This window comes from Mesorhizobium sp. M1006 (genome assembly GCF_040318825.1).
In the GTDB taxonomy this organism is placed as follows: Bacteria; Pseudomonadota; Alphaproteobacteria; order Rhizobiales; family Rhizobiaceae; genus Mesorhizobium.
In genome coordinates, this window is the sequence record NZ_JAMYMZ010000042.1 from 21,382 (window position 1) to 45,199 (window position 23,818).

At 61.6% G+C, this 23,818-nt stretch carries 21 protein-coding genes and 1 pseudogene; 14 read left to right on the forward strand and 8 right to left on the reverse strand.

From position 1 onward, the window contains the following. The first annotated feature begins 52 nt into the window (after positions 1-52). The 3 genes from NKH60_RS27450 (at position 53) to NKH60_RS27460 (ending at position 3,781) form a co-directional block, all read left to right on the forward strand. A complete protein-coding gene (locus tag NKH60_RS27450; RefSeq protein WP_502893808.1) occupies positions 53-910 on the forward strand; it encodes a DMT family transporter in 858 nt (285 codons plus the stop codon). A gap of 2 nt (positions 911-912) precedes the next feature. Further along, on the forward strand, positions 913-1,704 hold the full coding sequence (locus tag NKH60_RS27455; RefSeq protein ID WP_352451034.1) for an ATP12 family chaperone protein: 792 nt from the start codon (positions 913-915) through the stop codon (positions 1,702-1,704). A gap of 187 nt (positions 1,705-1,891) precedes the next feature. Next, the gene (locus NKH60_RS27460) at positions 1,892-3,781 is read left to right on the forward strand and encodes an MFS transporter (protein WP_352682681.1); all 1,890 of its coding nucleotides are present in this window, start codon (positions 1,892-1,894) and stop codon (positions 3,779-3,781) included. A gap of 75 nt (positions 3,782-3,856) precedes the next feature. On the opposite strand, the gene NKH60_RS27465 is transcribed toward NKH60_RS27460, so the two are convergent. Further along, positions 3,857-4,051 carry a DUF2735 domain-containing protein gene (locus tag NKH60_RS27465; protein WP_352682683.1) on the reverse strand — a complete coding sequence of 65 codons (195 nt, stop codon included), beginning with the start codon at positions 4,049-4,051 and terminating at the stop codon, positions 3,857-3,859. A 319-nt stretch (positions 4,052-4,370) separates the two neighbouring features. Here NKH60_RS27465 and NKH60_RS27470 point away from each other — a divergent pair, with 319 nt between their 5' ends. Then, complete coding sequence (locus NKH60_RS27470; protein WP_023717535.1) at positions 4,371-5,411, forward strand: glutamine synthetase beta-grasp domain-containing protein; 1,041 nt, start codon at positions 4,371-4,373, stop codon at positions 5,409-5,411. 116 nt (positions 5,412-5,527) lie between these two features. On the opposite strand, the gene glnA is transcribed toward NKH60_RS27470, so the two are convergent. Together glnA and NKH60_RS27480 are read right to left on the reverse strand one after the other, a co-directional pair. Beyond that, positions 5,528-6,937: a type I glutamate--ammonia ligase gene (glnA, locus tag NKH60_RS27475; protein ID WP_023675115.1), complete on the reverse strand. Its 1,410-nt coding sequence runs from the start codon at positions 6,935-6,937 to the stop codon at positions 5,528-5,530. Between the two features lie 54 nt (positions 6,938-6,991). Continuing rightward, positions 6,992-7,330, reverse strand: coding sequence for a P-II family nitrogen regulator (locus NKH60_RS27480; RefSeq protein WP_019857988.1), 339 nt, complete (start codon positions 7,328-7,330; stop codon positions 6,992-6,994). A gap of 357 nt (positions 7,331-7,687) precedes the next feature. Here NKH60_RS27480 and NKH60_RS27485 point away from each other — a divergent pair, with 357 nt between their 5' ends. Both NKH60_RS27485 and NKH60_RS27490 read left to right on the forward strand, forming a co-directional pair. Then, the gene (locus NKH60_RS27485) at positions 7,688-9,217 is read left to right on the forward strand and encodes an NAD(P)H-hydrate dehydratase (RefSeq protein ID WP_352682685.1); all 1,530 of its coding nucleotides are present in this window, start codon (positions 7,688-7,690) and stop codon (positions 9,215-9,217) included. Next, on the forward strand, positions 9,214-11,217 hold the full coding sequence (locus NKH60_RS27490) for a hypothetical protein (RefSeq protein ID WP_352682687.1): 2,004 nt from the start codon (positions 9,214-9,216) through the stop codon (positions 11,215-11,217). Before NKH60_RS27485 ends, NKH60_RS27490 begins: the two co-directional genes overlap by 4 nt. 44 nt (positions 11,218-11,261) lie before the next feature. Here the strand turns inward: NKH60_RS27490 and NKH60_RS27495 are convergent, their stop codons facing one another. After that, positions 11,262-12,332, reverse strand: coding sequence for a M48 family metallopeptidase (locus tag NKH60_RS27495; protein WP_352682689.1), 1,071 nt, complete (start codon positions 12,330-12,332; stop codon positions 11,262-11,264). 7 nt (positions 12,333-12,339) lie between these two features. Beyond that, entirely contained in the window at positions 12,340-13,872 is a 1,533-nt protein-coding gene (locus NKH60_RS27500; RefSeq protein ID WP_352874081.1) for an acyl-CoA carboxylase subunit beta, read from the reverse strand. A 387-nt stretch (positions 13,873-14,259) separates the two neighbouring features. On the opposite strand from NKH60_RS27500, the gene NKH60_RS27505 reads away from it, so the two are divergent. Then, on the forward strand, positions 14,260-15,678 hold the full coding sequence (locus tag NKH60_RS27505; protein ID WP_352471825.1) for a DEAD/DEAH box helicase: 1,419 nt from the start codon (positions 14,260-14,262) through the stop codon (positions 15,676-15,678). A gap of 108 nt (positions 15,679-15,786) precedes the next feature. Here the strand turns inward: NKH60_RS27505 and NKH60_RS27510 are convergent. Beyond that, positions 15,787-15,933 (reverse strand): annotated as a pseudogene (locus NKH60_RS27510) (alpha/beta hydrolase); the annotation flags it as partial. Positions 15,934-15,958: 25 nt separating this feature from the next. Further along, positions 15,959-16,780, reverse strand: coding sequence for an SDR family oxidoreductase (locus NKH60_RS27515; RefSeq protein WP_352682693.1), 822 nt, complete (start codon positions 16,778-16,780; stop codon positions 15,959-15,961). A 215-nt stretch (positions 16,781-16,995) separates the two neighbouring features. Between NKH60_RS27515 and NKH60_RS27520 the strand changes: the two genes are divergently transcribed. From NKH60_RS27520 to NKH60_RS27545, 6 genes are all read left to right on the forward strand, one after another. Beyond that, a complete protein-coding gene (locus NKH60_RS27520; protein ID WP_023675106.1) occupies positions 16,996-18,030 on the forward strand; it encodes a cysteine synthase A in 1,035 nt (344 codons plus the stop codon). Further along, positions 18,030-18,773: an alanyl-tRNA editing protein gene (locus NKH60_RS27525; protein ID WP_023675105.1), complete on the forward strand. Its 744-nt coding sequence runs from the start codon at positions 18,030-18,032 to the stop codon at positions 18,771-18,773. Before NKH60_RS27520 ends, NKH60_RS27525 begins: the two co-directional genes overlap by 1 nt. A gap of 35 nt (positions 18,774-18,808) precedes the next feature. After that, positions 18,809-19,660, forward strand: coding sequence for a 3-mercaptopyruvate sulfurtransferase (gene sseA / locus NKH60_RS27530; protein ID WP_023675104.1), 852 nt, complete (start codon positions 18,809-18,811; stop codon positions 19,658-19,660). 5 nt (positions 19,661-19,665) lie between these two features. Beyond that, entirely contained in the window at positions 19,666-20,229 is a 564-nt protein-coding gene (locus NKH60_RS27535; RefSeq protein ID WP_352448953.1) for a GNAT family N-acetyltransferase, read from the forward strand. Between the two features lie 149 nt (positions 20,230-20,378). After that, positions 20,379-21,185: a 4-hydroxy-tetrahydrodipicolinate reductase gene (gene dapB, locus NKH60_RS27540; RefSeq protein WP_352448952.1), complete on the forward strand. Its 807-nt coding sequence runs from the start codon at positions 20,379-20,381 to the stop codon at positions 21,183-21,185. A gap of 77 nt (positions 21,186-21,262) precedes the next feature. Continuing rightward, positions 21,263-21,730: a DUF1203 domain-containing protein gene (locus tag NKH60_RS27545; protein WP_352471826.1), complete on the forward strand. Its 468-nt coding sequence runs from the start codon at positions 21,263-21,265 to the stop codon at positions 21,728-21,730. A gap of 244 nt (positions 21,731-21,974) precedes the next feature. Here the strand turns inward: NKH60_RS27545 and ald are convergent, their stop codons facing one another. Then, complete coding sequence (gene ald, locus NKH60_RS27550) at positions 21,975-23,090, reverse strand: alanine dehydrogenase (protein ID WP_352502940.1); 1,116 nt, start codon at positions 23,088-23,090, stop codon at positions 21,975-21,977. A gap of 157 nt (positions 23,091-23,247) precedes the next feature. Between ald and NKH60_RS27555 the strand changes: the two genes are divergently transcribed. After that, positions 23,248-23,721, forward strand: coding sequence for an Lrp/AsnC family transcriptional regulator (locus NKH60_RS27555; RefSeq protein ID WP_023675099.1), 474 nt, complete (start codon positions 23,248-23,250; stop codon positions 23,719-23,721). The last annotated feature ends 97 nt before the right edge of the window (positions 23,722-23,818 follow it).

Genomic DNA, 23,818 nt, shown 5'->3' on the forward strand with positions numbered 1-23,818 from the left:
CACAGAAACCCTCGACCGCCGTGACGCGGTCGATCTGGCGGCAGCCGCCATCATGTTTGGGCTGACTTTTTCCTGGGGGCTGAACTACGTCGCCGCCAAGATCTCCTATGCCGGCTACGATCCCGTTTTCCTGTCGATCGCCCGCTCGGTGATCGGCGGCTTGTGTGTTTTCGGCTGGTGCCGCTGGCGCGGCATTGCGCTGTTCACGCCCGACAAGACCCTCGTCGCCGGCATTCTGGCAGGCGCGCTTTTCGGTCTCGAGTTCCTGTTTCTCTATGTCGGGCTCGAGCATACCACTGTCGTGCGCAACACTTTGCTGGTCAACACCATGCCGTTCTGGATGTTGGTCGGCGGTCATTTCCTGCTGGGCGAAAGCATCACGGCACGCAAGCTCGTTGGTCTTCTGCTCGCTTTCGCTGGATTGATCGCGGTGTTTTCGGATAAACTGAGCGCCAATGGCGGCGCAACATTGGGTGGCGATTTGCTCAGTCTCGGTGCCGGCATTCTGTGGGCCGTGACCAATATCGTCATCAAGCGGTCGAAGCTGGTGACGGCCAGCGCCGAAAAGCTGCTGCTCTATCAGCTGGCCGGAGCCGCTGTCGTCGGCATTTTGGTGATGCCCTTTGCCGGGCCGCCCGTCCGCAACTTTACTCTTCTGCCGACCTTGGCTCTGCTGTTCCAGGCCGTCTATGTCGTCGCCTTCACCTATGTGCTGTGGTTCTGGCTGCTGCGGCGCTACCCTGCATCTGGACTGTCGAGCTTCACTTTCCTGTCGCCGGTATTTGGTGTGCTGTGCGGCGCCGTGTTCTTGAACGAGCCGCTGACCGTTCGTATCTTCCTGGCACTCGCCCTGATCGCCGCCGGACTCATCATCGTCAACCGGCCGGCCCGAAAACAAAGTCCCGGATGAGCATGCGCGATATATTGAACGATCTCGAAGCTGGAAAGCTGCTCTCTGATCCGGACCCGGTGCGTCGCGCCCAGATCCAGATGAAGACGCCGCTGCCGAAGCGCTTCTACAAGACCGTCGCGGTAGCACCGGTCGAAGACGGTTTTGCCGTCCATCTCGATGGCAAGCCCGTCCGCACGCCGGCCAAGGCGCTGCTGGAGCTGCCGACCGAAAAGGCGGCTGCTCTCGTCGCCGAGGAATTCGCCGCACAGGAGGAGACCATCAACCCGGTGACGATGCCGGTGATGCGTCTGGTCAATACGGCAATCGATGGCGTCGCCAGTGATCCCCAGGCCGTGCTGGAGGACATCCTGCGCTTTGCCTCGTCCGATCTGCTCTGCTACCGCGCCGATGCGCCCAAAGGACTCGTCGACCGGCAGAACGAGCATTGGGATCCGGTCATCGACTGGGTGCGCAGCGCGCTCGGCGCCCGGTTCCATCTTGCCGAAGGCGTGATCCATGTCGAACAGCCGCGCGAGAGTATCGCGCTGCTTGGCCAGCATCTTGCCCAACGTGCCGATCCGCTGCGCCTTGCCGCCATCCACGTCATGACGTCGCTGACCGGATCGGCGCTGCTGGCGCTGGCCGTCGACTTCGGCGAGCTCGACGGCGAGGCGGCCTGGGCTGCCGGTCATGTCGACGAGGACTGGCAGGCCGAGCAATGGGGCCATGATGCCGAGGCCGTCGCGCACCGCGCGGCCCGCAAGCGCGACATGATGGCGGCAGTCACGCTGCTCGAAGCTCTCAAAGGCTGACCGCACCGTCGTTTCTATTTCGCACTGCACATTAGACCAAAGTCATAATCCCAAAGACGGTCTGCCTCTGGACGGCGCTTTCTGTCATTTTTTGTACTGGTGGCTGCACTGAGTCTGCGTTCCGAGGAAACGCGGACGATGACGCGCAGCATCGAGGACTGACGGAATCACACGGGAGGATACGCTCATGGCAATGGCATCGACCGCCGGCAAAACAAGCCGCGGCATGACGCGCGAGGAGAAGAAGGTCATCTTCGCTTCCTCGCTCGGCACCGTTTTCGAATGGTACGATTTTTATCTCTACGGCTCGCTGGCAGTGTTCATTGGTTCGACTTTTTTCAGTCCAACCATTCCGGAAGCGACGCGCAATATTTTCGCGCTGCTGGCGTTTGCCGCTGGCTTCCTCGTGCGCCCGTTCGGCGCACTGCTGTTCGGCCGCATCGGCGACCTTGTCGGCCGTAAATACACTTTCCTTGTCACCATGACGATCATGGGCCTGTCGACCTTCCTGGTCGGCTTGCTGCCTGGCTATGCGACTTTGGGCATCGCCGCTCCCGGGATCCTGATCATCTTGCGCATGTTGCAAGGCCTGGCGCTCGGTGGCGAGTATGGCGGTGCCGCCACCTATGTTGCCGAGCATGCACCCGACGATCGCCGCGGCTACTACACGTCGTGGATACAGACGACGGCAACGCTCGGCCTGTTCCTGTCGCTGATCGTCATCCTGATCGTCCAGGGGTCGATGACCAAGGAAACCTACGCCGCCTGGGGCTGGCGCATTCCGTTCATCGTTTCCTTCCTCCTCCTCGGCATTTCGATCTGGATCCGGCTGTCGCTTTCTGAATCGCCGACCTTCCAGCGCATGAAGGACGAAGGCAAAGGCTCCAAGGCGCCGCTGTCAGAAGCCTTCGGTCAGTGGAAGAACGCCAAGATCGCGCTGCTGGCGCTGCTCGGCCTCACGGCCGGTCAGGCCGTAGTTTGGTACAATGGCCAGTTCTACGCGCTGTTCTTCTTGCAGAACGTGCTCAAGGTCGATCCGCAATCGGTCAACATCATGATCGCGATTGCTCTGGCTGTTGGCTCGATCTTCTTCGTCGTGTTCGGCTGGCTCTCCGACAAGATCGGCCGCAAGCCGATTATCATGGCCGGCCTTGCACTGGCGATCGTCTGCACCTTCCCGTTGTTCAAGGCGCTGACCTGGGCAGCCAACCCGGCGCTCGCCACAGCGCAGCAGAACACCCGTGCGACGGTGACCGCGGCACCGGGAGACTGCAAGTTCCAGTTCAACCCGGTGGGCACGGCGAAGTTCACCACGTCCTGCGATATCGCCACCTCGTTTCTGACCAAGAACTCGGTGCCTTATGACGTAGTGGCCACGGCAGCGCCCGGCACTGCTGCGTCGGTCAAAATCGGCAACGAGACGGTTGAGTCGTATGACGCCACCGCAGCCGGCGATCAAGCCAAGGCCAAGGACGCTGTTTTCGCCAAGGCGGTAAACACGGCGCTTCAGGACGGCGGCTATCCGCTGAAACGGGCAGCGGCGAAGGTGCCGGATCAGAAGCTCGAAGCCTTCATCGCGGCCAATCCCGAACTGAAGCTCGATGCGGCCGCGATCCGCGCCGGCGAGAAGGCGATGGTTCCGACCGACCAGGCGGTCAAGGACAAGCTGCTGACTGCCGATGAGGCTGCGGGAGCTCCCGAGGTCACCGTCTACACCGTACCGGGCGGCGGTCCCTTCGCCATGTTCGCCGACCCGGCGGCGGTCAACTGGCCGATGACGATCGGTATCCTGCTCATCCTCGTGATCTTCGTCACGATGGTCTACGGGCCGATCGCCGCGATCCTGGTCGAGATGTTCCCGACCCGCATCCGCTACACCGGCATGTCGCTGCCCTACCATATCGGCAATGGCTGGTTCGGCGGGCTGCTGCCGGCGACGGTGTTCGCGCTCAGCGCCTACAAGGGCGATATCTACTACGGACTCTGGTACCCGGTGGTGATCGCGGCGATGTCGCTGATCATCGGCATGATCTTTGTCAGGGATACGCTCGGAACGGACCTGCACACCAAACAGTAGCCGGCCTGTCCGGTTCAAAGCAAAGCCCGGCGCGAGCGATCGCGCCGGGCTTTTTCAATTTATCGAGCGCAGGGCTTAGCTCTTCCGATCCTGGTACGCTTCCTCGATCGCTGCCTCATGATACCAGGCACTTCCGAAATCCGTGCGGTTGCGCAACGAAGCAAGTTCTGCCGCGAACTTAGCCTTTCCGCTTAAATTTGAGGCAGAAGCGCGCGCTGCCACCGGGAACATCAGGATTTTGGCCGACTGACGAGTGGAAGTGATTTCCATTGTCGGTTTCCTTTCTTCGACAGAACCTTGCCGATTCAACCTTTCCCCAACATAGGTTCAGCAATCGAAATAGGCAATATGATTACGAAAAGATCAGTACTTGCATATTATTTGTGCAAAATGTGCTTGTGGATGATCCGAACGCAGCATGACCGCGGACCAGCGTTTTTGGGCGGATACAACCTCACTTTTGCCGCATCCATCGCCGGCGAGAATGGCACACGAATTGCATTTTAGTAATCCGGCAGGTCGGCTGCTGGATAGGCCGGCTCGCCCCGGCGCCATCCAGGGTTCGGTGATCAAGCAACGAGAGGCTAGAATGACGAAATACAAGCTCGAGTACATTTGGCTCGATGGATACACCCCGGTTCCCAATCTTCGCGGAAAGACGCAGGTCAAGGACTATGCCGAGTTTCCGACGCTCGACCAGCTTCCGCTGTGGGGCTTCGACGGTTCTTCGACCATGCAGGCCGAGGGCCACAGCTCCGACTGCGTTTTGAAGCCGGTCGCCGTGTATCCCGATCCCGCCCGCACCAATGGTGCTCTCGTCATGTGCGAGGTCATGATGCCGGACGGCGTGACGCCGCATGCGTCCAACAAGCGCGCCACCATTCTCGACGACGAGGGCGCCTGGTTCGGCTTCGAGCAGGAATATTTCTTCTACAAGGACGGCCGTCCGCTCGGCTTCCCCGAGAGTGGCTATCCGGCGCCGCAAGGCCCGTACTACACCGGCGTCGGCTACAGCAATGTCGGCTCCGTCGCCAGGCAGATCGTCGAGGAGCATCTCGACCTTTGCCTTGCCGCCGGCATCAACCATGAAGGCATCAACGCCGAAGTGGCCAAAGGCCAGTGGGAATTCCAGATCTTCGGCAAGGGCTCCAAGAAGGCCGCCGACCAGATGTGGATGGCACGCTATTTGATGCAGCGCCTGACCGAGAAATACGGCATCGACATCGAATATCACTGCAAGCCCCTCGGCGACACCGACTGGAACGGCTCGGGCATGCATGCCAACTTCTCGACAGCCTATATGCGCGAAGTCGGCGGCAAGGCGTATTTCGAAGCGCTGATGGCGGCTTTCGACAAGAACCTGATGGATCACATCGCCGTCTACGGGCCGGACAACGACAAGCGTTTGACCGGCAAGCACGAGACCGCGCCGTGGAACAGGTTCAGCTACGGCATCGCCGACCGCGGCGCCTCGATCCGCGTGCCGCACTCCTTCATCAACAACGGCTACAAGGGCTATCTCGAAGATCGCCGGCCGAACTCGCAGGGCGACCCCTACCAGATCGCCTCGCAGATATTGAAGACGATCGCCTCCGTCCCGACCAGCGCCGAGGTTTCGGCAGCGGCTTGAGCATTCGTCATGGCGTGGACCTCAGGTCTGCGCTGTGACTTTCTCTCCAATCGCATCACAATAAAAAACCCCGGCGTCTCTGCCGGGGTTTTTTCTATTGGCTGCAACGATCCGGATCACACCGAATAATACATATCGTATTCGACCGGATGCGGGGTCATTTCGAAGCGCATTACCTCGGCCATCTTGAGCTCGATATAGCTGTCGATCTGGTCGTCATCGAATACGCCGCCGGCCTTCAGGAAGCCGCGGTCCTTGTCGAGGCTCTGCAAAGCCTCGCGCAGCGAGCCGCAGACGGTCGGGATTTTCTTCAATTCCTTCGGCGGCAGGTCGTAGAGATCCTTGTCCATCGGCTGTCCCGGGTGGATCTTGTTCTTGATGCCGTCAAGGCCGGCCATCAGCATGGCGGCGAAGGCAAGATAGGGGTTCGCGCCCGGATCGGGGAAGCGGACCTCGACGCGCTTGGCCTTCGGCGACGAGCCGAACGGAATGCGGCACGAGGCCGAGCGGTTGCGTGCCGAATAGGCGAGCAGCACCGGCGCTTCATAACCCGGCACCAGGCGCTTGTAGGAGTTGGTCAGCGGGTTGGTAAAGGCGTTGATCGCCTTGGCATGCTTGATGATACCACCGATGTAGAACAGGCAGCTCTCGGACAGGCCGGCATATTCGTTGCCGGCGAAGGTCGGCTTGCCTTCCTTCCAGATCGACTGGTGGACATGCATGCCCGAGCCATTGTCGCCGAACACCGGCTTCGGCATGAAGGTGGCCGTCTTGCCATAGGCGTTGGCAACCTGGTGCACGACATATTTGTAGATCAGCATCTTGTCGGCGTTGCGGACCAGCGTGTCGAACTTGATGCCGAGCTCGTGCTGTGCGGCGGCCACTTCGTGGTGGTGCTTTTCGACGCGCACGCCCATCTCGGCGAGCACGGTGAGCATTTCCGAGCGCATGTCCTGCGCTGAATCGACCGGCGGCACCGGGAAATAGCCGCCCTTGATGCGCGGCCGATGACCGAGGTTGCCGGTCTCGTAGTCGGTGTCGTCATTGGACGGCAGTTCGGTCGAATCCAGCCTGAAGCCGGTGTTGTAGGGATCGGCCTTGTACTTGACGTCGTCGAACACGAAGAACTCGGCTTCAGGACCGACGAAGATCTGGTCGCCGATGCCTTCGGCCTTCATGTAGGCCTCGGCTTTTTTAGCGGTGCCGCGCGGGTCGCGGTTGTAGGATTCGCCCGAGATCGGATCGAGGATGTCGCACAGGATGACCATGGTCGACTGCGCGAAGAACGGGTCCATATGCACCGTATCGGAATCCGGCATCAGCACCATGTCGGACTCGTTGATCGCCTTCCAGCCGGCGATCGAGGAACCGTCGAACATGACGCCATCGGCAAACATGTCTTCCTCGACCTCGACGACATCCATCGTAACGTGCTGCAGTTTGCCCTTCGGATCGGTGAAGCGCAGATCAACGAACTTCACGTCGTTGTCCTTGATCTGCTTCATGATGTCTTTGGCTGTCGTCATGTCCCTGCTTCCCTATGTGATGACGTTTTGAACACGGCCTTTTAACGGGAAAATTCAGACGGCGTCCATGCCGGTTTCGCCGGTGCGGATGCGCACCACTTCCTCGATGTTGGAGACGAAGATCTTGCCGTCGCCGATACGGCCAGTCTGGGCCGCCTTGCGGATGGCTTCGATCGCTGCTTCGACCGCATCGTCGCCGAGCACGACTTCGATTTTCACCTTCGGCAGGAAGTCGACGACATATTCGGCGCCGCGATAAAGCTCGGTATGGCCCTTCTGGCGGCCAAACCCTTTGGCCTCGGTAACGGTGATACCTTGCAGGCCGGCCTCCTGAAGCGCTTCCTTCACTTCGTCTAGCTTGAACGGCTTGATGATCGCTTCGATCTTTTTCATGTAAAAAGTGGCCTCCACTGCCAAAAAAGACGGGTTGTGAGCCCCGCTTGCGCCTCAATCAAGCACGAACTGTGCCAATTGATGGGGCGCCGAACGGCCTCACATGATTTGGATACCATGCCACGCGGGAATGTACATTCGCGTCATTCGCAGCGTTGGATGCGCCATGAATGCCGCGAGCCTACACGCCGCCGGTCCTGCCGTCCGCACAAAAATTGGGCAGATCGGGTATTTCATGGGCAGCTGCGCGCCGTCGTCCCGAACGATGTACGCCGCCAAATTGCTTGGGGACCTTCGTGGTTTGCGTCGGATCAAAAACTGGACAATGCTTGGGGAAATGATGTGCATGTCGCCCGCATGAGCAATGAACTTCTGTCTCCGTCCGAAATGGCTGAGGCCGACCGGCTGGCGATTGCCGCTGGTCCATTCGACGGCATCGGCCTGATGCGCAATGCCGGTGCTGCGGTTGCTGCCGTAGTACTCAAGCGCTACCCGAACGCAACGCGCGTCCATGTGCTTTGCGGCCCCGGCAACAATGGCGGCGACGGCTATGTCGTGGCGCGCATCCTTCGGGAGAGCGCCGTCGATGTCTCGGTATGGGCGTCCGGATCGCCTAAAGGCGGCAGCGATGCGGCAGTCGCTGCCTCGGAGTGCCCGGTTGAAGCTCGGCCGCTGTCGGATTTCGTTGCCGAGACGGGCTCGATCGTGGTCGATGCGCTTTACGGGGCGGGGCTGTCCAAGCCGCTATCCGGCGACCCCGCCAAGGCGATCGATAATGTGGCGGAGTTGAATTCGCCGGTCGTCGCGGTCGACCTGCCGTCGGGCGTCTCCGGTGAGAGCGGCAATGTCCTCGGTCAGGCTTTCCACGCCCGAATCACCGTGACCTTTGCGCGAAAAAAGCCAGGCCATCTTTTGTTACCGGGGCGCGAGCTGTGCGGCGAAATCGTGCTCGCTGATATCGGCATAAGCGACAGTGTTGTTGCGCAGCTTGAACCACGAACATTCGAGAACATTCCGGCGCTCTGGCTTGGCCGCTTTCCGGTTCCGGCCGTCGACGCCCATAAGTATAAACGCGGCCATGTCGGCGTCTTTTCCGGCGGGCCGTCGGCGACGGGTGCTGCGCGGCTGTCGGCGCTTGCCGCGGCCAGGAGCGGGGCAGGGGCCGTCACCTTGCTGTCGCCGGCGAACGCCATCCATGTGAACGCGGCGCATCTGACCTCGATCATGCTGCGCAAGCTAGACACTGTCGCGGATGTGGACGAATTCGTCGGCAGCCGCCGGCCATCGGCCTTCGTGCTCGGCCCAGGATTTGGCATTGGTGAGAAGACGCGCGAATTCGCCCTGGCCGTGCTGAATGGCGCTCGTGGGCAAGACGGTGGGATCGACGGACTGGTGCTCGACGCCGACGGCGTCACCTCGTTTCGCGACGCGACGGATGCCCTGTTCGAAGCCGCCAGCCGGCCGAGCGCGCCGGCTCTGGTGATGACGCCGCATGACGGCGAATTCGTCAGGCTTTTTTCAGATATCGCCGAGGACAAGGACCTGTCCAAACTGGCCAAGGCACGCGCCGCAGCCGAACGGGCCAACGCCACTCTCGTCTACAAGGGTGCCGACACTGTGATTGCGGCCCCCGATGGCCGGGCAGCGATCAACGACAATGGCGCGCCTTGGCTGGCCACCGCCGGTTCGGGCGACGTGCTGTCGGGTATCATCGCCGCGCTGCTGGCGCAGGGCATGCCGGCCTTTGAAGCGGCCTGTGCGGCAGTCTGGATCCATGCCGAGGCCGGCAGCCGTTTCGGACCGGGGCTGATCGCCGAGGACCTGCCGCTGGCGCTGGTGCCGGTCCTGCGCGAGCTCGTTGAAAGCCGCGGGAAGGCTGCCGAATGAACCGCCTGATTGCGCTGCTCGTTGCGATCATTAGTGCCATATCCATGGCGCAGGCCGCGAACGCCGGAACTCCGCTGACCATCGTCGACGACCCGGCCGTTCTCGCCCAGCTTGACGCCAAGGGCTTTGGCCTCGCCGGCATTTTCGGCGTCGATGGCAAGGGCGATTTGAAGACGCTTTACGACAAGGCGCCGGCCTATCACGCGATCGTCGAAACGATTGCAAGCGACGTCGCGGCATTGCGGGCCGAGATGAAGGCCGGCGGGCGCACGCTCTACGAGGTGACCGACGGCAATGTCGGCCGCATCATGGACATGCGCTGGCTGAAGACCGAGGCGGCGCGCTTCCGGCTAGTCGGTATCGTCAACAGGCTCGACCGGCGCGATTTCACCGCGCTGAAAGGTGACGGAAGTTGCGGCGAGGTGCGCCTCATCTATCGCCTAGCTTACAGTTTCCGCAAAAACGGCAAGGTTCTGGCCTCGCGTCTGCCATTCAACTTCAACGCCGTCTACAGCGTGGCGCCCGATGTCGACGGCGGTTGTGTCGGCGTCGCGGGACGCTGGGCACCACAACTCGACGAGAGCGTCGATGCCGGCTGGCTGACCGGTGGGCCGCTGGAAAGGACGGCGCTCACCTTCAAGCAGCTCGAGCTCAATGCGCAAGTGGTGCGCTTCCCCTCCGGCCAGGAGACCGAATTCGGCGGGCAGGCTGCCTATCTCATGCGTATCTTCGGCATCGACGGAGCGGCTGTCAGCGAAAAGCCGCTGGAAAACACGCCCGACACGGCACGTCTCGCCGAAGACGCTGCGCTGAAAGCAAGACTTGCCAACTATGTCCGCCCCAATGTCGCGGCGGTCGATCTCGGCGTCTACCAAATCCCCGATGAATTCTTGGCAAGGAAGGTCATTTCGTGGTCGACCTTCGGCAGTGCAAGGCAGGCCAACCACCCGTTCACGCCACTGTTCCAGCCCGCGGATTTCGCTGGTGTCGATTTCTCCGCGCTGAAGCTGGTGCGCACGCCGGAGGCACTGGCCGAGCGGCTGGACAACGGCGCCTGCCAGGGCTGCCATCAGGCGGGCTCGACCGCCGGCTTCCATTTTATCGGACTTGACGACAAGACAACCTCGCCGCTCAACCGCATCGAGGTCGGCATCTCGCCGCATCTCCACGCCGACATCCCGCGCCGCGTCGCCTGGCTGCACGCGACTGCCGACGGCAAGGAACCGAACCGCTTCCGCCCGCTGTCCTTCGCGCCGCCGGCGACATGGAACGATGCCGGCGAAATTGCCTATTCGCCGGCCGAAATGGCGATGCCGTGCTTCATGCCGGAAGATGCGGCCCGCTTCGGCGCGACATGGCAATGCGGTGGCGGCACCGTCTGCACGCCGTTGACCACCGCGTCCGGCGTGCGCACCAAGCTGGCGCAATGCCTGTTGCCCAAGGACAGCGAAGACATGTTTTCCGGCCACCCTTGTTTAACGGGATCCATCGCCAGCAACCCGGCACGGCCTTTCAATGACCGGTATACCATCACCGGTCAGTTCGCCGCGTTCGCGCCAGGCATTTCGCGCGTCGCCTACACCTGCCGACCGCCGAAGATCGGTGTGCCGGCGGGTATCGCCTATCGCGGCTGCGATGACCGGGATCGCAGCTTTGCCGCCTTCAAGACGGGCAAGCCGATGCCGAACGAGATTTGCGGGCTGGTTGGCGGCAAGAAATTCGACACCTGCGTGGCGACCAATAATTTCGACCAGTGCCTGGGCGGCGCCGTCAATCGCGGCAATCGTCCTGCCTGCTCGGCCGACCATTTCTGCCGAGAGGATTACATGTGTCAGTCGCTGCCGCCGGATACACCCGGTATCGGCAAAGTGAAGGGCATCGGCTTCTGCTCGCCGACTTATTTTATCTTCCAGATGCGCATCGACAATCACGCCACGCCATGGTCGGGCGCTGTCCGCGCGACGAGGGGGGGCGGGTTCGGAGCGGCGGAAGCGGAATAGCCTGCGCCGACTGGGCATTAGCCGCTATAGTTTCAGGTGGATAGCTATCGATCGAGATAGTCGGCGATCTTCGATGTCCATTCGCCGTCGAAATGCCGGACATGTTCGGCGACGATCTCATCGCTCAGCAGGCTCGACAAGGCGGAAACCAGAATTGGTTCTATCTCTGGAGCCGAGCTAAATCCAAGAGCAGTCAAACGTTCGGACCAGGGCGGATGATCCGCGCTTTCGTTATCTGGCGCGTCCCAGGCCTTTTGCGCATATTCTTGCAGGATGGGAAGGCTCGACAGGTGACTGGCGGCCGCCAGAATTCTTTCGAGTGGTGGACGAGGCGGTACCATGGTGCCAAGCAGTTCACGTTTAAGCGGAATATACACTTGGTCATCGAAGAACGCACTGGCGGCACCGACCAGCAGCAGGGCGCGGGCCGCTTCATATGCATCGCCGGACATCGCTGCATGACGATCCGCGTCAATTTCCGCCCGCCGCGACAACCGTATTTCTTCGCGCTCCAGCGTGCGCGACAGCGGGCCAAGCATCCAGTAGAACAGGCTGCCCGAAACTGTTTTTCCCGGTGGGGCGAAGTCAAAGATTAGATCGAAGCTCTTTTCGAGTTCGGCCAGGTTGAGCCCGCCATTTGTATCTTTATTTTTCAGATGGGCGTCCTCATGGGCCAAGATCGCCGCAAACCCCTTTTGGTCGGTCACTGCGAGCAGCGGCAGGCCCACGGTGAGAATTGCCCTGCGACCAAGCAGGCCCACAAACGGCCGCTCTTCACCGATGCTAGCGTTGAGATCGGGGCTCAGCACGATGGTAGTCCGGCTGGCGCGGTGTTTGCCGGCAATACTCTCCCAGATGGCCCATAATTTCGGGGCTGATTCCCGAGTGATCCCGTCCACCTTGCTGGGTCGAAAACCGGCGAACAATGTCCCGATCAACAGAACCATGCCCAGCATCGCAGCTGGGATCGCAACAACGCCAGCCGCGATGACGGCGAGCGGATGCCGGTCGAGAAACCAGAACCATAAGACTGTTGGGCAGAACAGCGGCAGAGCGAAAAGCAGGACGGCAAACCTGCCGAAGCGCGCTCCCATGTAGAAGACCAGGCGCGACATCAACCCCTCACAGCGGAATGTTGTCGTGCTTCTTCCAGGGGTTTTGCATATCCTTGTTGCGCAGCATCCTGAGCGCGCGGGCGATGCGGCGGCGGGTTGAATGCGGCATGATCACCTCGTCGACATAGCCACGCTCGGCGGCAACGAAGGGGGACAGGAAGCGATCCTCGTAAGCTTTTGTGTGCGCTGCAATTTTCTCCGCGTCGCCGATATCCTTGCGATAGATGATCTCGACTGCGCCCCTGGCGCCCATCACCGCAATCTGCGCCGTTGGCCACGCATAGTTCATGTCACCGCGCAAATGCTTTGACGCCATGACGTCATAGGCACCGCCATAGGCCTTTCTGGTGATGACGGTGATCTTTGGCACGGTCGCTTCGGCATAGGCGAACAGAAGCTTGGCGCCGTGCTTGATCAACCCGCCATATTCCTGCGCGGGGCGGGGCAGGATGCCCGGCACGTCGACGAAGGTGACGATCGGGATCGAGAAGCAGTCGCAGAAGCGCACGAAACGAGCCGCCTTGCGGCTGGCATCCGAATCGAGCACGCCGGCCAGCACCATCGGCTGGTTGGCGACGAAGCCGACGGTGCGGCCCTCGATACGGCCGAAGCCGGTGACGATGTTTTTCGCAAAATTCTGCTGGATCTCGAAGAAGTCACCCTCGTCGGCAACTTTAAGGATCAACTCTTTGATGTCGTAGGGTTTGTTGGCATTGTCGGGGATCAGCCTGTCGAGCGACAGATCGTGATCGGTGACCGACTGGTAGCATTCGATCTCGGGAATTTCCGCCGTGTTGGAAGCGGGCAGCAGATCGACCAGCCGGCGCATCTGCAGCAGCGCCTCGACGTCATTGTCGTAGGCTCCGTCGGCGATCGAGGACTTCGTCGTGTGGATAGAAGCGCCGCCGAGGCTTTCGGCGGTGACCGTCTCGTTGGTTACGGTCTTCACCACATCCGGCCCGGTGACGAACATGTAGGAGGTTTCGCGAACCATGAAGATGAAGTCGGTCATCGCCGGCGAATAGACATCGCCGCCGGCGCAGGGGCCCATGATCAGTGAAATCTGCGGGATGACGCCGGAGGCCAGTACATTGCGCTGGAAGATCTCGGCATAGCCGCCGAGCGCCGCCACGCCTTCCTGGATGCGGGCGCCGCCGGCGTCGTAAAGGCCGATGATCGGCGCGCGATTGCGCAGCGCCATCTCCTGGACCTTGACCACCTTTTCGGCATGGGCCTCGGACAGCGAGCCGCCGAACACGGTGAAATCCTTGGCGAAAAGATAGACCGGGCGACCGTTGACGGTGCCCCAGCCGGTAACGACGCCGTCGCCGGCGATCTTGGTTTTCTCCATGCCGAAATCGGTCGAGCGGTGCTCGACATACATGTCGAACTCCTCGAACGAGCCCTCGTCGAGAAAGACGTCTATGCGTTCGCGGGCGGTCAGCTTGCCCTTCTTGTGCTGGGCGTCGATGCGGGCCTGGCCGCCGCCCATGCGGGCGATCTCGCGGCGGCGCTCGAGTTCCTTCAGCACGTCCTTCATGACCGGTCCCCGAAACGGAAAGCTGCATTGTGGTAATCATGCCCGCGAGAGAGCGCAAGCGCCGCTTCCTCATGGCTTTTGCTGCGCTGCAACATCAGGCCCCTTGCATTTCGATGCGAACTGGGCCATATGCGGCGGCATAGGCGCTTGGGCCGGGATAGTCCGGCCTTCTCGATGAATGAGACTGGTTGCGTCTGTTTTCCCTCTTCCCGACATATCGGCAAGGTGGCGAAAAAGCCCCGTGGCATGAAGCCTGCGGGCACGACAGCGCAGCCGTGCGGACGATGACGTCCGCCCGCCTTGTCGTTTCATGACAATTTTCGACGGCAGGTTGCGCCCTGCCGCCATCGATGTTTGCGGCCAGGAGCCGCATGAAAGAAGAATATTTTGACCAATGAAAACACTTTGACCGGTAAGGACACTGCGGAACCGAACGGTTTCGCCGCACTTGGAATCACCGGCGCACTGCTCAAGGCCACCAATGCCGCCGGTTTTACCGATCCGAAGCCGATCCAGGCCCAGGCGATCCCGCCGCAGCTCGAAGGCCGCGACATTTTCGGCATCGCCCAGACCGGCTCGGGCAAGACGGCGGCGTTCGCGCTGCCGATCCTGTCGAAGATCATCGCACTTGGTACCAAGCGCCGGCCGAAGACGGCCCGAGCGCTGATCCTGGCGCCGACACGTGAACTTGCGGTGCAGATCGAGGAGATGATCAAGCTGCTCGCCAAGGGCGCGCATGTATCGACCGCGCTCGTGCTGGGCGGCGTCTCGCGCTTCAGCCAGGTGAAGAAGGTCGCGCCCGGCGTCGACATCCTGATCGCAACGCCCGGTCGGCTGACCGACCTTGTGCGTGAAGGCGACCTGATGCTTGCCGACACCAAATGGCTGGTGCTCGATGAAGGCGACCGCATGCTCGACATGGGCTTCATCAACGACGTGAAGCGCATCGCCAAGGCGACGGCGCCGGACCGTCAGACGGTGCTGTTCTCGGCGACCATGCCGGCCGAGATCGCCGAACTGGCGAAAGGCCTGCTGAAGAACCCGATCCGCGTCGAAGTCGCTCCTCACAGCACCGCGGCAGCCGAGATCGTGCAGGGTGTCGTCTTTGCCCGCACCAAGCAGAAGCGCCAGGTGCTGGCCCAGATGCTCGCCGACGAGGCGATGAAGTCCGTCATCATCTTCTCGCGCACCAAGCATGGCGCCGACAGGGTGACCAAGGATCTCGAGCGCGACGGCTTCAAGGCCGCCGTCATCCACGGCAACAAGTCGCAGAATGCCCGTCAGAAGGCACTCAACGATTTCCGTGAGGGTTCGGTGCGCATTCTCGTGGCGACCGACATTGCGGCACGCGGCATCGACGTGCCCGGCATCAGCCATGTGGTGAATTTCGACCTGCCGGACGAGGCGGAGAGCTATGTCCACCGGATCGGCCGCACCGGCCGCAACGGCATGGACGGCATCGCCATCACACTCTGCGACCCGTCTGAAAACAGCAAGCTGCGTCAGGTCGAGCGCATCATCCGCACCAAGCTGCCGATCATTGCCGACCATCTCGGCAGCCCCGATCCGCAGCGCAATCCCGCCGAGAAGAATGAGCGCAGCTTCGAACCGGCCAATGATCGCAACGACCACAATGGCCGTCGCGACGGCAGGCGGCCCAGCGGCGCAAACAACGGCTTCGGCAAGAAGCGGTTCGGCGACAAGCCGGCCTTTGCGGGCGAGCGCAAGCCGGAAGGCGCCAAGCCCTTCAAGGGCAATAACAAACGCCGCTTCGGCGGCAAGCGGCCAGCAGCGCGGGCCGCATAATCTGACCGTGTTGCGGTCAGCCAAGCCTGGCTTGGTCGAATACGATTGAAGAGGGCGACCGGAGCGATGCTTCGGTCGCCCTCTTGCTTGGGGCTTTGGTTCACTTACCACCGCCTCGACCCACACGACGATCCGCTGCGCGAGGAAAGCCGTGGTCGATGGCGACAGCGCGTCGCCGGCAATGACGTGGTTGTCCGGGTCGCCGGTATCGTCGACCGGCACCAATTCATGTGCGGCGCCCCAGCGACCCGCAAGCACGATCGCTCGCCCATCACCGATCCTACTCGACTGGCGGCTTGCGGTCGAAATTCAGCGGCCGCGCGTTCCAGCGGGTGACCGTGCTGATCACCCATCGGCAGAACGGCCTCGGCAGCATCCTGAGCAGTTTCAGCGTCCAACTCAGGCGGCGTGGGAAAGTGACTTCGAAGCCGCCGTATTCGATGCCTTGCGCGATGCGGCGCGAGGCCAGATTGACCGGCATCAAGCCCGGCATCGGCAGGAAGTTCTTTTCGGTCAGCCGCGTGTCGACAAAGCCTGGATTAATCACCTGGATACGGACGTTCATCTTGTCGAAATCGTATTTCAGCGACTCGGCCAGGATATTGACCGCCGCCTTGGTGCCGCCATAGGCGGCGGTGGTGGGCCAGCCGAAATAGGCGGTGACCGAACCGATCAGCACGACGTGGCCGCGCGAGCGCACGCGCATGCGTTCGATGACCGGCAGCAGGCCGTTGATGATGCCGAAATAATTGACTTCGAAAGACCGACGAAAATTGCGCGCGACAAGATCCTCGCCCGGCGTTGCGATATAGCTTCCCGCGTTGAACACTGCCAACACGATCGGACCGAGATCTTTCTCGATCGCCGCAACCGTCTTTGCCATGCGTTTTTCGTCGGTCACGTCGCAGGGAAAGGCTGCGACGCGGCCCGCCATCTGCGCCGTTTCGACGATGAGCGTATCGATCGGATGGTCATCTGGCGCAGTCACCGCGACGACATAGCCCCGAGTGGCAAGATCCTTGGCCAGTGAACGGCCGATACCGCTGCTGCCGCCCGTAATCCAGGCGACGCCATGCTTCGGATTGGCCCGATAGAGTGTCATGTTGCGCCCCGCCGGCTCTTCTTAGCCTGTGCTCTACCGGTGAAGAAATCGAATGAAAAGAGTGCTTTTCGGTACATGGTTGAAATGAATACCGATCGGGCGCTCCTGGCTGCAGGAATTGCAGTGTGCGAAATGCGACTGGACCAGGCAAATTCTTGCCTTGAAACCGAAGCTTCGGGTTTCTAGGGTTTCGCCGCACCCACAAAGGAATCTCCATGCCCCGTTCTGTGATCGACGTGATCGGCAACACGCCCCTGATCCGCCTCAACAAGGCCTCGGAAGCAACCGGCTGCGAGATCCTGGGCAAGGCCGAATTCATGAATCCCGGGCAGTCGGTAAAGGACCGCGCCGGCCTGTTCATCATCCGCGATGCCGAACAGCGCGGGCTGCTGCGGCCCGGCGGCGTCATCGTCGAGGGGACGGCCGGCAACACCGGCATCGGATTGACACTGGTTGCCAAGGCGCTTGGCTACCGCACCGTGATCGTCATTCCTGACACCCAGAGCCAGGAGAAGAAGGATACCATCAAACTGCTCGGCGCAGAGCTGATCGAAGTGCCCGCCGTGCCTTACAAGAACCCGAACAACTACGTGAAGCTGTCGGGCCGGCTGGCCGAGCAGATGGCCAAGAGCGAGCCGAACGGCGCGATCTGGGCCAACCAGTTCGACAATGTCGCCAACCGTGACGGCCATATCCGCACCACGGCCGAAGAAATCTGGAACCAGACCGACGGCAAGGTGGATGGTTTCGTGTCGGCGGTCGGTTCCGGCGGCACTCTGGCAGGCGTCGGTTTCGGGCTGAAGGCCAAAAACAACCAGGTCAAGATCGCGCTGGCCGATCCGCTGGGGGCAGCGCTCTATTCCTTCTACACCAGCGGCGAGCTGAAATCCGAGGGCAGTTCGATCACCGAAGGCATCGGGCAGGGGCGGATCACCGCCAACCTCCAAGGCTTTACACCCGATTTTGCGTTCCAGATCCCCGACGAGGACGCGCTGCCGATCGTATTCGACCTGATCCAGGAGGAGGGGCTTTGCGTTGGCGGTTCGACGGGCATCAACATTGCCGGCGCCATTCGCCTGGCGCGCGAGCTAGGCCCCGGCCACACTATCGTGACCATGCTTTGCGACTACGGCACGCGCTACCAGTCGAAGCTGTTCAATCCTGAATTCCTGCGCGAAAAGAAGCTGCCGGTGCCGGGGTGGATGGAGCAACAGAGCACGATTTCAGTACCGTTCGAAAGGGTTGCGTGATGGCGCACAAGACCGAAGCGCTGTTTCGTGACGACGCCTATCTGGGGACGGCCGACGCCACCGTCGTCGCAGTCAATGATCGCGGCGGCATCATTCTGGACCGGACGGTGTTTTACGCCACATCGGGCGGGCAGCCGGGCGACACCGGCAGCCTCGAACGCGCCGACGGCACCGGCATAGCGATTGCCGCTACGATCACCGGCGAAACCAAGGACGAGATCATCCATGTGCCGGCGCCGGAGCAGGCAGTTCCAAAGGTGGGCGAGCGCATGAGGCTCGCCATCGACTGGCCGCGGCGGCAGTTGCTGATGCGCATGCATTCTGCCTGCCACCTGCTTACCGTCGTCTGTCCGTTCCCGATCACCGGCGCCGCGGTTTCCGAGGACGACAGCCGTATCGATTTCGACATCCCGGATGCCGGCTTTACCAAGGAAGACGTGACGGCCAGACTGATGGAACTGGTGCGAGCCGACCACCCGATCTTCACCCGGCTCATTTCCGACGAGGAACTGGCATCCAATCCGGGCTTGGTGAAATCCAAGAATGTGCGGCCCCCGGCCGGCACGGGAAGGATCCGATTGGTCTGCATCGGCGAGAACGCTTCGATCGACAGCCAGCCTTGCGGCGGCACCCATGTAAAGAGCACCAGCGAAATCGGCGAGATCCATATCGGCAAGATCGAGAAGAAGGGCCGCGAGAACCGGCGCTTCCGCATTCGCTTTGGTCCTATGCCGCCAGCCTGATATAGGACTGCGACGGGCGGGACAGGAGAGAAAAGATGGCCGACGACAGTCCTTTCACCATCGATGCCGATTGGTTACAGAAGCGGCTCGGCGAACCCGGCCTGACGATTGTCGACGCGTCCTGGTATCTGCCGGCGCAAAAGCGTGACGCGCGCGCCGAGTACGACGTAGCGCATATTCCAGGCGCCCGCTTCCTCGACCAGGATGCGGTTTCGGACCCCGACGCGGCTCTGCCGCACACGCTGCCGTCGCCGCAGCATTTCGCGCAATATGTCGGCGCGATGGGTATTTCGGCCGATGACACGATTGTTGTCTATGACGGGCCAGGGTTCTTTTCTGCACCGCGCGCCTGGTGGTTGTTTCGCGTCATGGGCGTGTTCCAGGTCTATATACTCGACGGCGGGTTCGATCGTTGGAAAGCCGCCGGACGGCCGGTGACGGCGGAGCCGACGAAGATCGCGCCTTGCGTGTTTTATGCCAACTTCGATGCCGCCCGCGTCGCCAGCCTTGCCGACATGCGCCGGATCGTCGAGACGGGGGAGAGCCAGATCGCCGACGCGCGCTCGCCTGGCCGTTTTGCCGGCACCGAGCCGGAGCCGCGCCCCGGCATCCGCTCCGGCCATATGCCGGGCGCGCACAACGTGCCATTTTCGGCGCTTTCGGAAAACGGCGAATTGTTGCCGAAGGACAGGCTGCGCAAAGTGATCGAAGGAGCCGGCATCGACCTGTCGAAGCCGGTCGTCACCTCCTGCGGGTCGGGCGTCACCGCGGCAGCTGTCACGCTGGCTTTGGAGACGCTTGGCCATGCCGACAACAGGCTTTATGACGGTTCATGGACCGAATGGGGCGGGCTTTCCGACACGCCCGTCGTGACGGGCAAGGACTGACGGGGATGGAAGACGGATCGCTGGAAGACATCGACGTCACCGTGACGTTTCTCGAAATGCATGTGCCGCCTGCGTATTCGCCGCCGCTGCCGTACAACCGCCAGATCGCGCTGCTCAAGACCAAAGACATTCCGCTGCATTTCTACCGCTATTTGATGGATCGGGTGGGCCGCAAATGGCACTGGGTCAATGTGCTGAGGCTGAGCGACGAGGAGCTTGCGGCGGGCATCCACCGCGAGGACCGCGACATCAGGGTGCTTTATCTGGATGGTGCGCCGGCCGGCTTCTTCGACCTCAAGCCGCATTTGCCGGAGGAAGTGGAACTCGCTTATTTCGGAATGATGGAGCACGCGACCGGGCAAGGCATCGGCCGCTGGTTCCTTGGTGCGGCAATCGCCGCGGCATGGTCGCACGGGCCAAAGCGGGTGACGGTGCAGACCTGCACCCTCGATCACCCAGCAGCACTGCCGCTCTATCAAAAACTCGGCTTTACGCCAGTGGCGCAAAAAAAGGAGGTCGTACATCCGATGTCTTTTGCCGAGCGCGCGGCCAGCGTCATGCGGCCCTGATTTTCAGGCCCGTTCATCTGCGCTTCAGCTTGTCTTGCAATGTCCCAGAGTCTCTGGATCAACACTCAAAGGCGAGCCCGACTTGAATGAGCTTGGCTCTTTCCATATCGCTATCGTCTAAAAACCGATGGGTGATGGAGGATCGCACGATGGCAATACGCGTGGTAATGGCCGGCGCGACCGGCTGGGTCGGCAAAGCGCTGGTTCCGGCGATCGGGGCGCAGGGCGACATGGCGCTGGCCGGGGCTGTATCACGCAGCGGCGCGGGGCAGGATTCCGGTCTGCTGGTTGGTATGCCGGCTAATGGTATTGCCGTTTCGGCCTCGCTGGCCGAGGCGCTGGAGGCGCCGTCGGACGTGCTGGTCGACTTCACCAAGCCGCATGTCGTGAAAGACCATGTGCTGCTCGCCATCGACAACGGACGGCATACGGTGATCGGCACGTCGGGACTGGGAGCTGCCGATTATGCCGAGATCGACGCCGCGGCGCGCGCTAATGGCGTCGGCGTCGTTGCCGCCGGCAACTTTTCCATCACCGCCACGCTGATGAAGCGGTTTGCACTTATGGCGGCAAAATACGTGCCGGATGTCGAGGTCATCGATTATGCTAGTGCAAAGAAGCCCGACGCGCCCTCCGGAACCGCACGAGAGCTTGCTGAAGCGCTGGCCGACATCCGCAAGGCCTCAACGGCAAAGCCGGTCTCCGAGGTCTCCGGCGTGCCGGCCACACGCGGTGGTGCGGTCGGCGCAGGCGAGGGGGTGCAAGTGCACGCGCTTCGCCTGCCGTCCTACATCCTGTCCTGCGAGGCGCTGTTCGGTCTGCCAGACGAGCGGCTGACCATACGCCACGACGCCGGCTCGTCCGCGGCGCCTTACGTGGCGGGCACGCTGCTCGCCATCAGACGGGTACAGCAGATCAAAGGTCTGGTTCGTGGTCTCGACGCGCTGATGGATTGATCCATTTCGGCAGGAATCGGGTGGGAAACGCTGTCTTGCGAGCATAATTTCCGGTCGACGACACCGGAGATTTTGCCATGACGCTAAAATTCAAAGCCTTGCCAACCAATGCTGTCCGGGCACTTCAGCGCGGCGGGCCGGATGCTTATGGCTTGAAGCCAGAGCGGCAAATTTCGGATGGCGACGGCGTGCCTTGCCGTCATTGCTTGAAAAATATTGCTTTGGGAGAAGCCTATCTTGTTTTGGCCTATCGACCTTTTCCGGAGCTGCAGCCTTATGCCGAAACGGGGCCGATCTTTCTGCATGCGAAAGAATGCGAACGCGCCGCCGAGGGGAAAATGCTTCCCGAAATGCTCGAAAGCAGCGATTACATTGTGCGCGGTTATGGCAAGGACGACCGCATCGTTTACGGCAGCGGCGGCGTCATTCCGACCGACGCCATTGCCGCACGGGCAGAGACGTTGTTCGAACGCGACGACATCGCTTACGTCCACATCCGCTCGGCGCGCAACAATTGCTATCAGTGCCGGATCGACCGCGCGTAACCGGACAGGCTGCACCGGCTTGGCTGTCGTACTCCCGTCGCATACCAGCGGTAGAAAGAGACTGTCGATCGATTTGCCGACCGCGGATGAACCGGCGGGAATTTTCGACAACCGAGGAAGCGGGGCTTTGGCTCCGCTTTTTTGTTGTCCGGTTATTCTGCGCGCCCGACACTTTTCCGTTTTTCGACATAAGAAAAACCCGTCGGACGAATCCGACGGGCACTGGAGAGGCAGATTCGGAAGCTCAGGCGGCGAGAACGGCCTTCGGCTCGACCAGCTCGTAACCGAGCGCTTCGGCCACCGCGCGATTCGTGATCTTGCCCTTGTGGACGTTCAGCCCGTTGCGCAGATGGTGGTCGTCTACCAGCGCCTTGAGGCCCTTGTCGGCGAGCTGCAGGCCATAATGCAGCGTCGCATTATTGAGTGCGTGGGCCGAGGTGACCGGCACCGCACCCGGCATGTTGGCGACGCAATAGTGGATGACGCCGTCGACCTCATAGGTCGGCTCGGCATGGGTGGTGGCGTGCGAGGTCTCGAAGCAGCCGCCCTGGTCGATGGCGACGTCGACCAGCACGGCGCCTTTCTTCATGCCCGACAGCATCTCGCGCGTCACCAGCTTGGGCGCTGCTGCCCCCGGGATCAGCACGGCGCCGACGACGATGTCAGCCGAAAAACATTCTTCTTCCAGCGCCTCGACGGTCGAGTAGCGGGTGTGGACGCGGCCGCCAAAGATGTCGTCGAGCTGACGCAGGCGCGGGATCGAGCGGTCAATGATGGTGACGTCGGCGCCAAGGCCGGCGGCCATCCGTGCAGCATGCAGGCCGACGACGCCGCCGCCGAGCACGGTTACCTTGCCGGGGAGCACGCCGGGCACGCCGCCAAGCAGCACCCCGCGGCCGCCATTGGCCTTTTGCAGCGCCGTTGCACCCGCCTGGATCGACAGGCGGCCGGCAACTTCCGACATCGGCGCCAAGAGCGGCAGACCGCCGCGCTCGTCGGTGACGGTCTCGTAGGCTATCGCGGTCACGCCGGAGGCCAGCAGGCCCTTGGTCTGCTCCGGATCCGGGGCAAGATGCAGATAGGTATAGAGGATCTGGCCGTCGCGGAGCTGAACCCATTCGTTGGGCTGCGGCTCCTTGACCTTCACGATCATGTCGGACTTGGCAAAAACGTCGGCTGCCGTCTTGGCGATCGTGGCGCCGGCGGCACGATACGCGTTGTCGTCGGCGCCGATGCCGGCGCCGGCGCCGGTCTCGATCAGCACTTCATGGCCATGCGCGACATATTCGCGGACCGAACCCGGCGTCAGGCCGACGCGATATTCGTGATTCTTGATTTCCCGGGGGCAGCCGATGCGCATCGTTCTTCTCCTGATCCGGCCCTTTGGGGCTCGTTCCCTGTCTAGAGATAGTGAACCACGAATCGTTCGGTAAGTGTTTGCGAATGCGCTTGCCTGAGAAGCCACTGTTCGATAATCGTTGCGCGAAACATTAGAATTGTCGCAGGAACCCGCAAAAATGCCGCTCGACAGGATTGATATCGCCATTCTCGAGACGTTGCAGAAGGATGGGCGGATACCCAACGCAGCGCTCGCCGAGAAGGTCGGCCTGTCCCAGTCGGCCTGCTCGCGGCGGCTGGACAATCTGGAGAAATCCGGAACCATCCGCGGCTATCACGCCCGGCTGTCCAACGCTGCACTTGGGCACCAGATGACGGCGATCGTGCATATATCGCTGTCCGGGCAATTCGAGAAGACGTTGTCGGATTTCGAGGCAGCGATAAAGCGCTGCCCGAACGTCTTGTCCTGCCATTTGATGTCGGGCGAATATGACTACATCCTGCGCATAGCGGCAAAGGATCTCGTCGACTACGAACGTATCCACAAGGAGTGGCTGTCGGCAATGCCGCATGTGACGAAGATCAATTCGTCCTTTGCCTTGCGCGAAATCGTCGATCGCACAGCCGTGGGAATGAAGCCTGAACTCGCCTAGGCCCCGAACTCGCCTAGGTCGTGTGGACACTTATCTGATCCAGAGGACGGTTGCGGCGATGGTGACGATGGCGAGGTAGTTTCGGGCTGTCTTCTCG

What these genes read in the sequence shown, in the direction of transcription:
- NKH60_RS27545 (WP_352471826.1), top strand. Translation starts at nt 21,263, where the DNA reads ATGACGCTAAAATTCAAAGCCTTGCCAACCAATGCTGTCCGGGCACTT.
- NKH60_RS27515 (WP_352682693.1), bottom strand. Translation starts at nt 16,780, where the DNA reads ATGACACTCTATCGGGCCAATCCGAAGCATGGCGTCGCCTGGATTACG.
- ald (WP_352502940.1), bottom strand. Translation starts at nt 23,090, where the DNA reads ATGCGCATCGGCTGCCCCCGGGAAATCAAGAATCACGAATATCGCGTC.
- NKH60_RS27525 (WP_023675105.1), top strand. Translation starts at nt 18,030, where the DNA reads ATGGCGCACAAGACCGAAGCGCTGTTTCGTGACGACGCCTATCTGGGG.
- glnA (WP_023675115.1), bottom strand. Translation starts at nt 6,937, where the DNA reads ATGACGACAGCCAAAGACATCATGAAGCAGATCAAGGACAACGACGTG.
- NKH60_RS27500 (WP_352874081.1), bottom strand. Translation starts at nt 13,872, where the DNA reads ATGAAGGACGTGCTGAAGGAACTCGAGCGCCGCCGCGAGATCGCCCGC.
- NKH60_RS27465 (WP_352682683.1), bottom strand. Translation starts at nt 4,051, where the DNA reads ATGGAAATCACTTCCACTCGTCAGTCGGCCAAAATCCTGATGTTCCCG.
- NKH60_RS27460 (WP_352682681.1), top strand. Translation starts at nt 1,892, where the DNA reads ATGGCAATGGCATCGACCGCCGGCAAAACAAGCCGCGGCATGACGCGC.
- NKH60_RS27520 (WP_023675106.1), top strand. Translation starts at nt 16,996, where the DNA reads ATGCCCCGTTCTGTGATCGACGTGATCGGCAACACGCCCCTGATCCGC.
- dapB (WP_352448952.1), top strand. Translation starts at nt 20,379, where the DNA reads ATGGCAATACGCGTGGTAATGGCCGGCGCGACCGGCTGGGTCGGCAAA.
- NKH60_RS27480 (WP_019857988.1), bottom strand. Translation starts at nt 7,330, where the DNA reads ATGAAAAAGATCGAAGCGATCATCAAGCCGTTCAAGCTAGACGAAGTG.
- NKH60_RS27485 (WP_352682685.1), top strand. Translation starts at nt 7,688, where the DNA reads ATGAGCAATGAACTTCTGTCTCCGTCCGAAATGGCTGAGGCCGACCGG.
- NKH60_RS27535 (WP_352448953.1), top strand. Translation starts at nt 19,666, where the DNA reads ATGGAAGACGGATCGCTGGAAGACATCGACGTCACCGTGACGTTTCTC.
- NKH60_RS27450 (WP_502893808.1), top strand. Translation starts at nt 53, where the DNA reads ATGTTTGGGCTGACTTTTTCCTGGGGGCTGAACTACGTCGCCGCCAAG.
- NKH60_RS27455 (WP_352451034.1), top strand. Translation starts at nt 913, where the DNA reads ATGCGCGATATATTGAACGATCTCGAAGCTGGAAAGCTGCTCTCTGAT.
- NKH60_RS27555 (WP_023675099.1), top strand. Translation starts at nt 23,248, where the DNA reads ATGCCGCTCGACAGGATTGATATCGCCATTCTCGAGACGTTGCAGAAG.
- sseA (WP_023675104.1), top strand. Translation starts at nt 18,809, where the DNA reads ATGGCCGACGACAGTCCTTTCACCATCGATGCCGATTGGTTACAGAAG.
- NKH60_RS27495 (WP_352682689.1), bottom strand. Translation starts at nt 12,332, where the DNA reads ATGTCGCGCCTGGTCTTCTACATGGGAGCGCGCTTCGGCAGGTTTGCC.
- NKH60_RS27470 (WP_023717535.1), top strand. Translation starts at nt 4,371, where the DNA reads ATGACGAAATACAAGCTCGAGTACATTTGGCTCGATGGATACACCCCG.
- NKH60_RS27490 (WP_352682687.1), top strand. Translation starts at nt 9,214, where the DNA reads ATGAACCGCCTGATTGCGCTGCTCGTTGCGATCATTAGTGCCATATCC.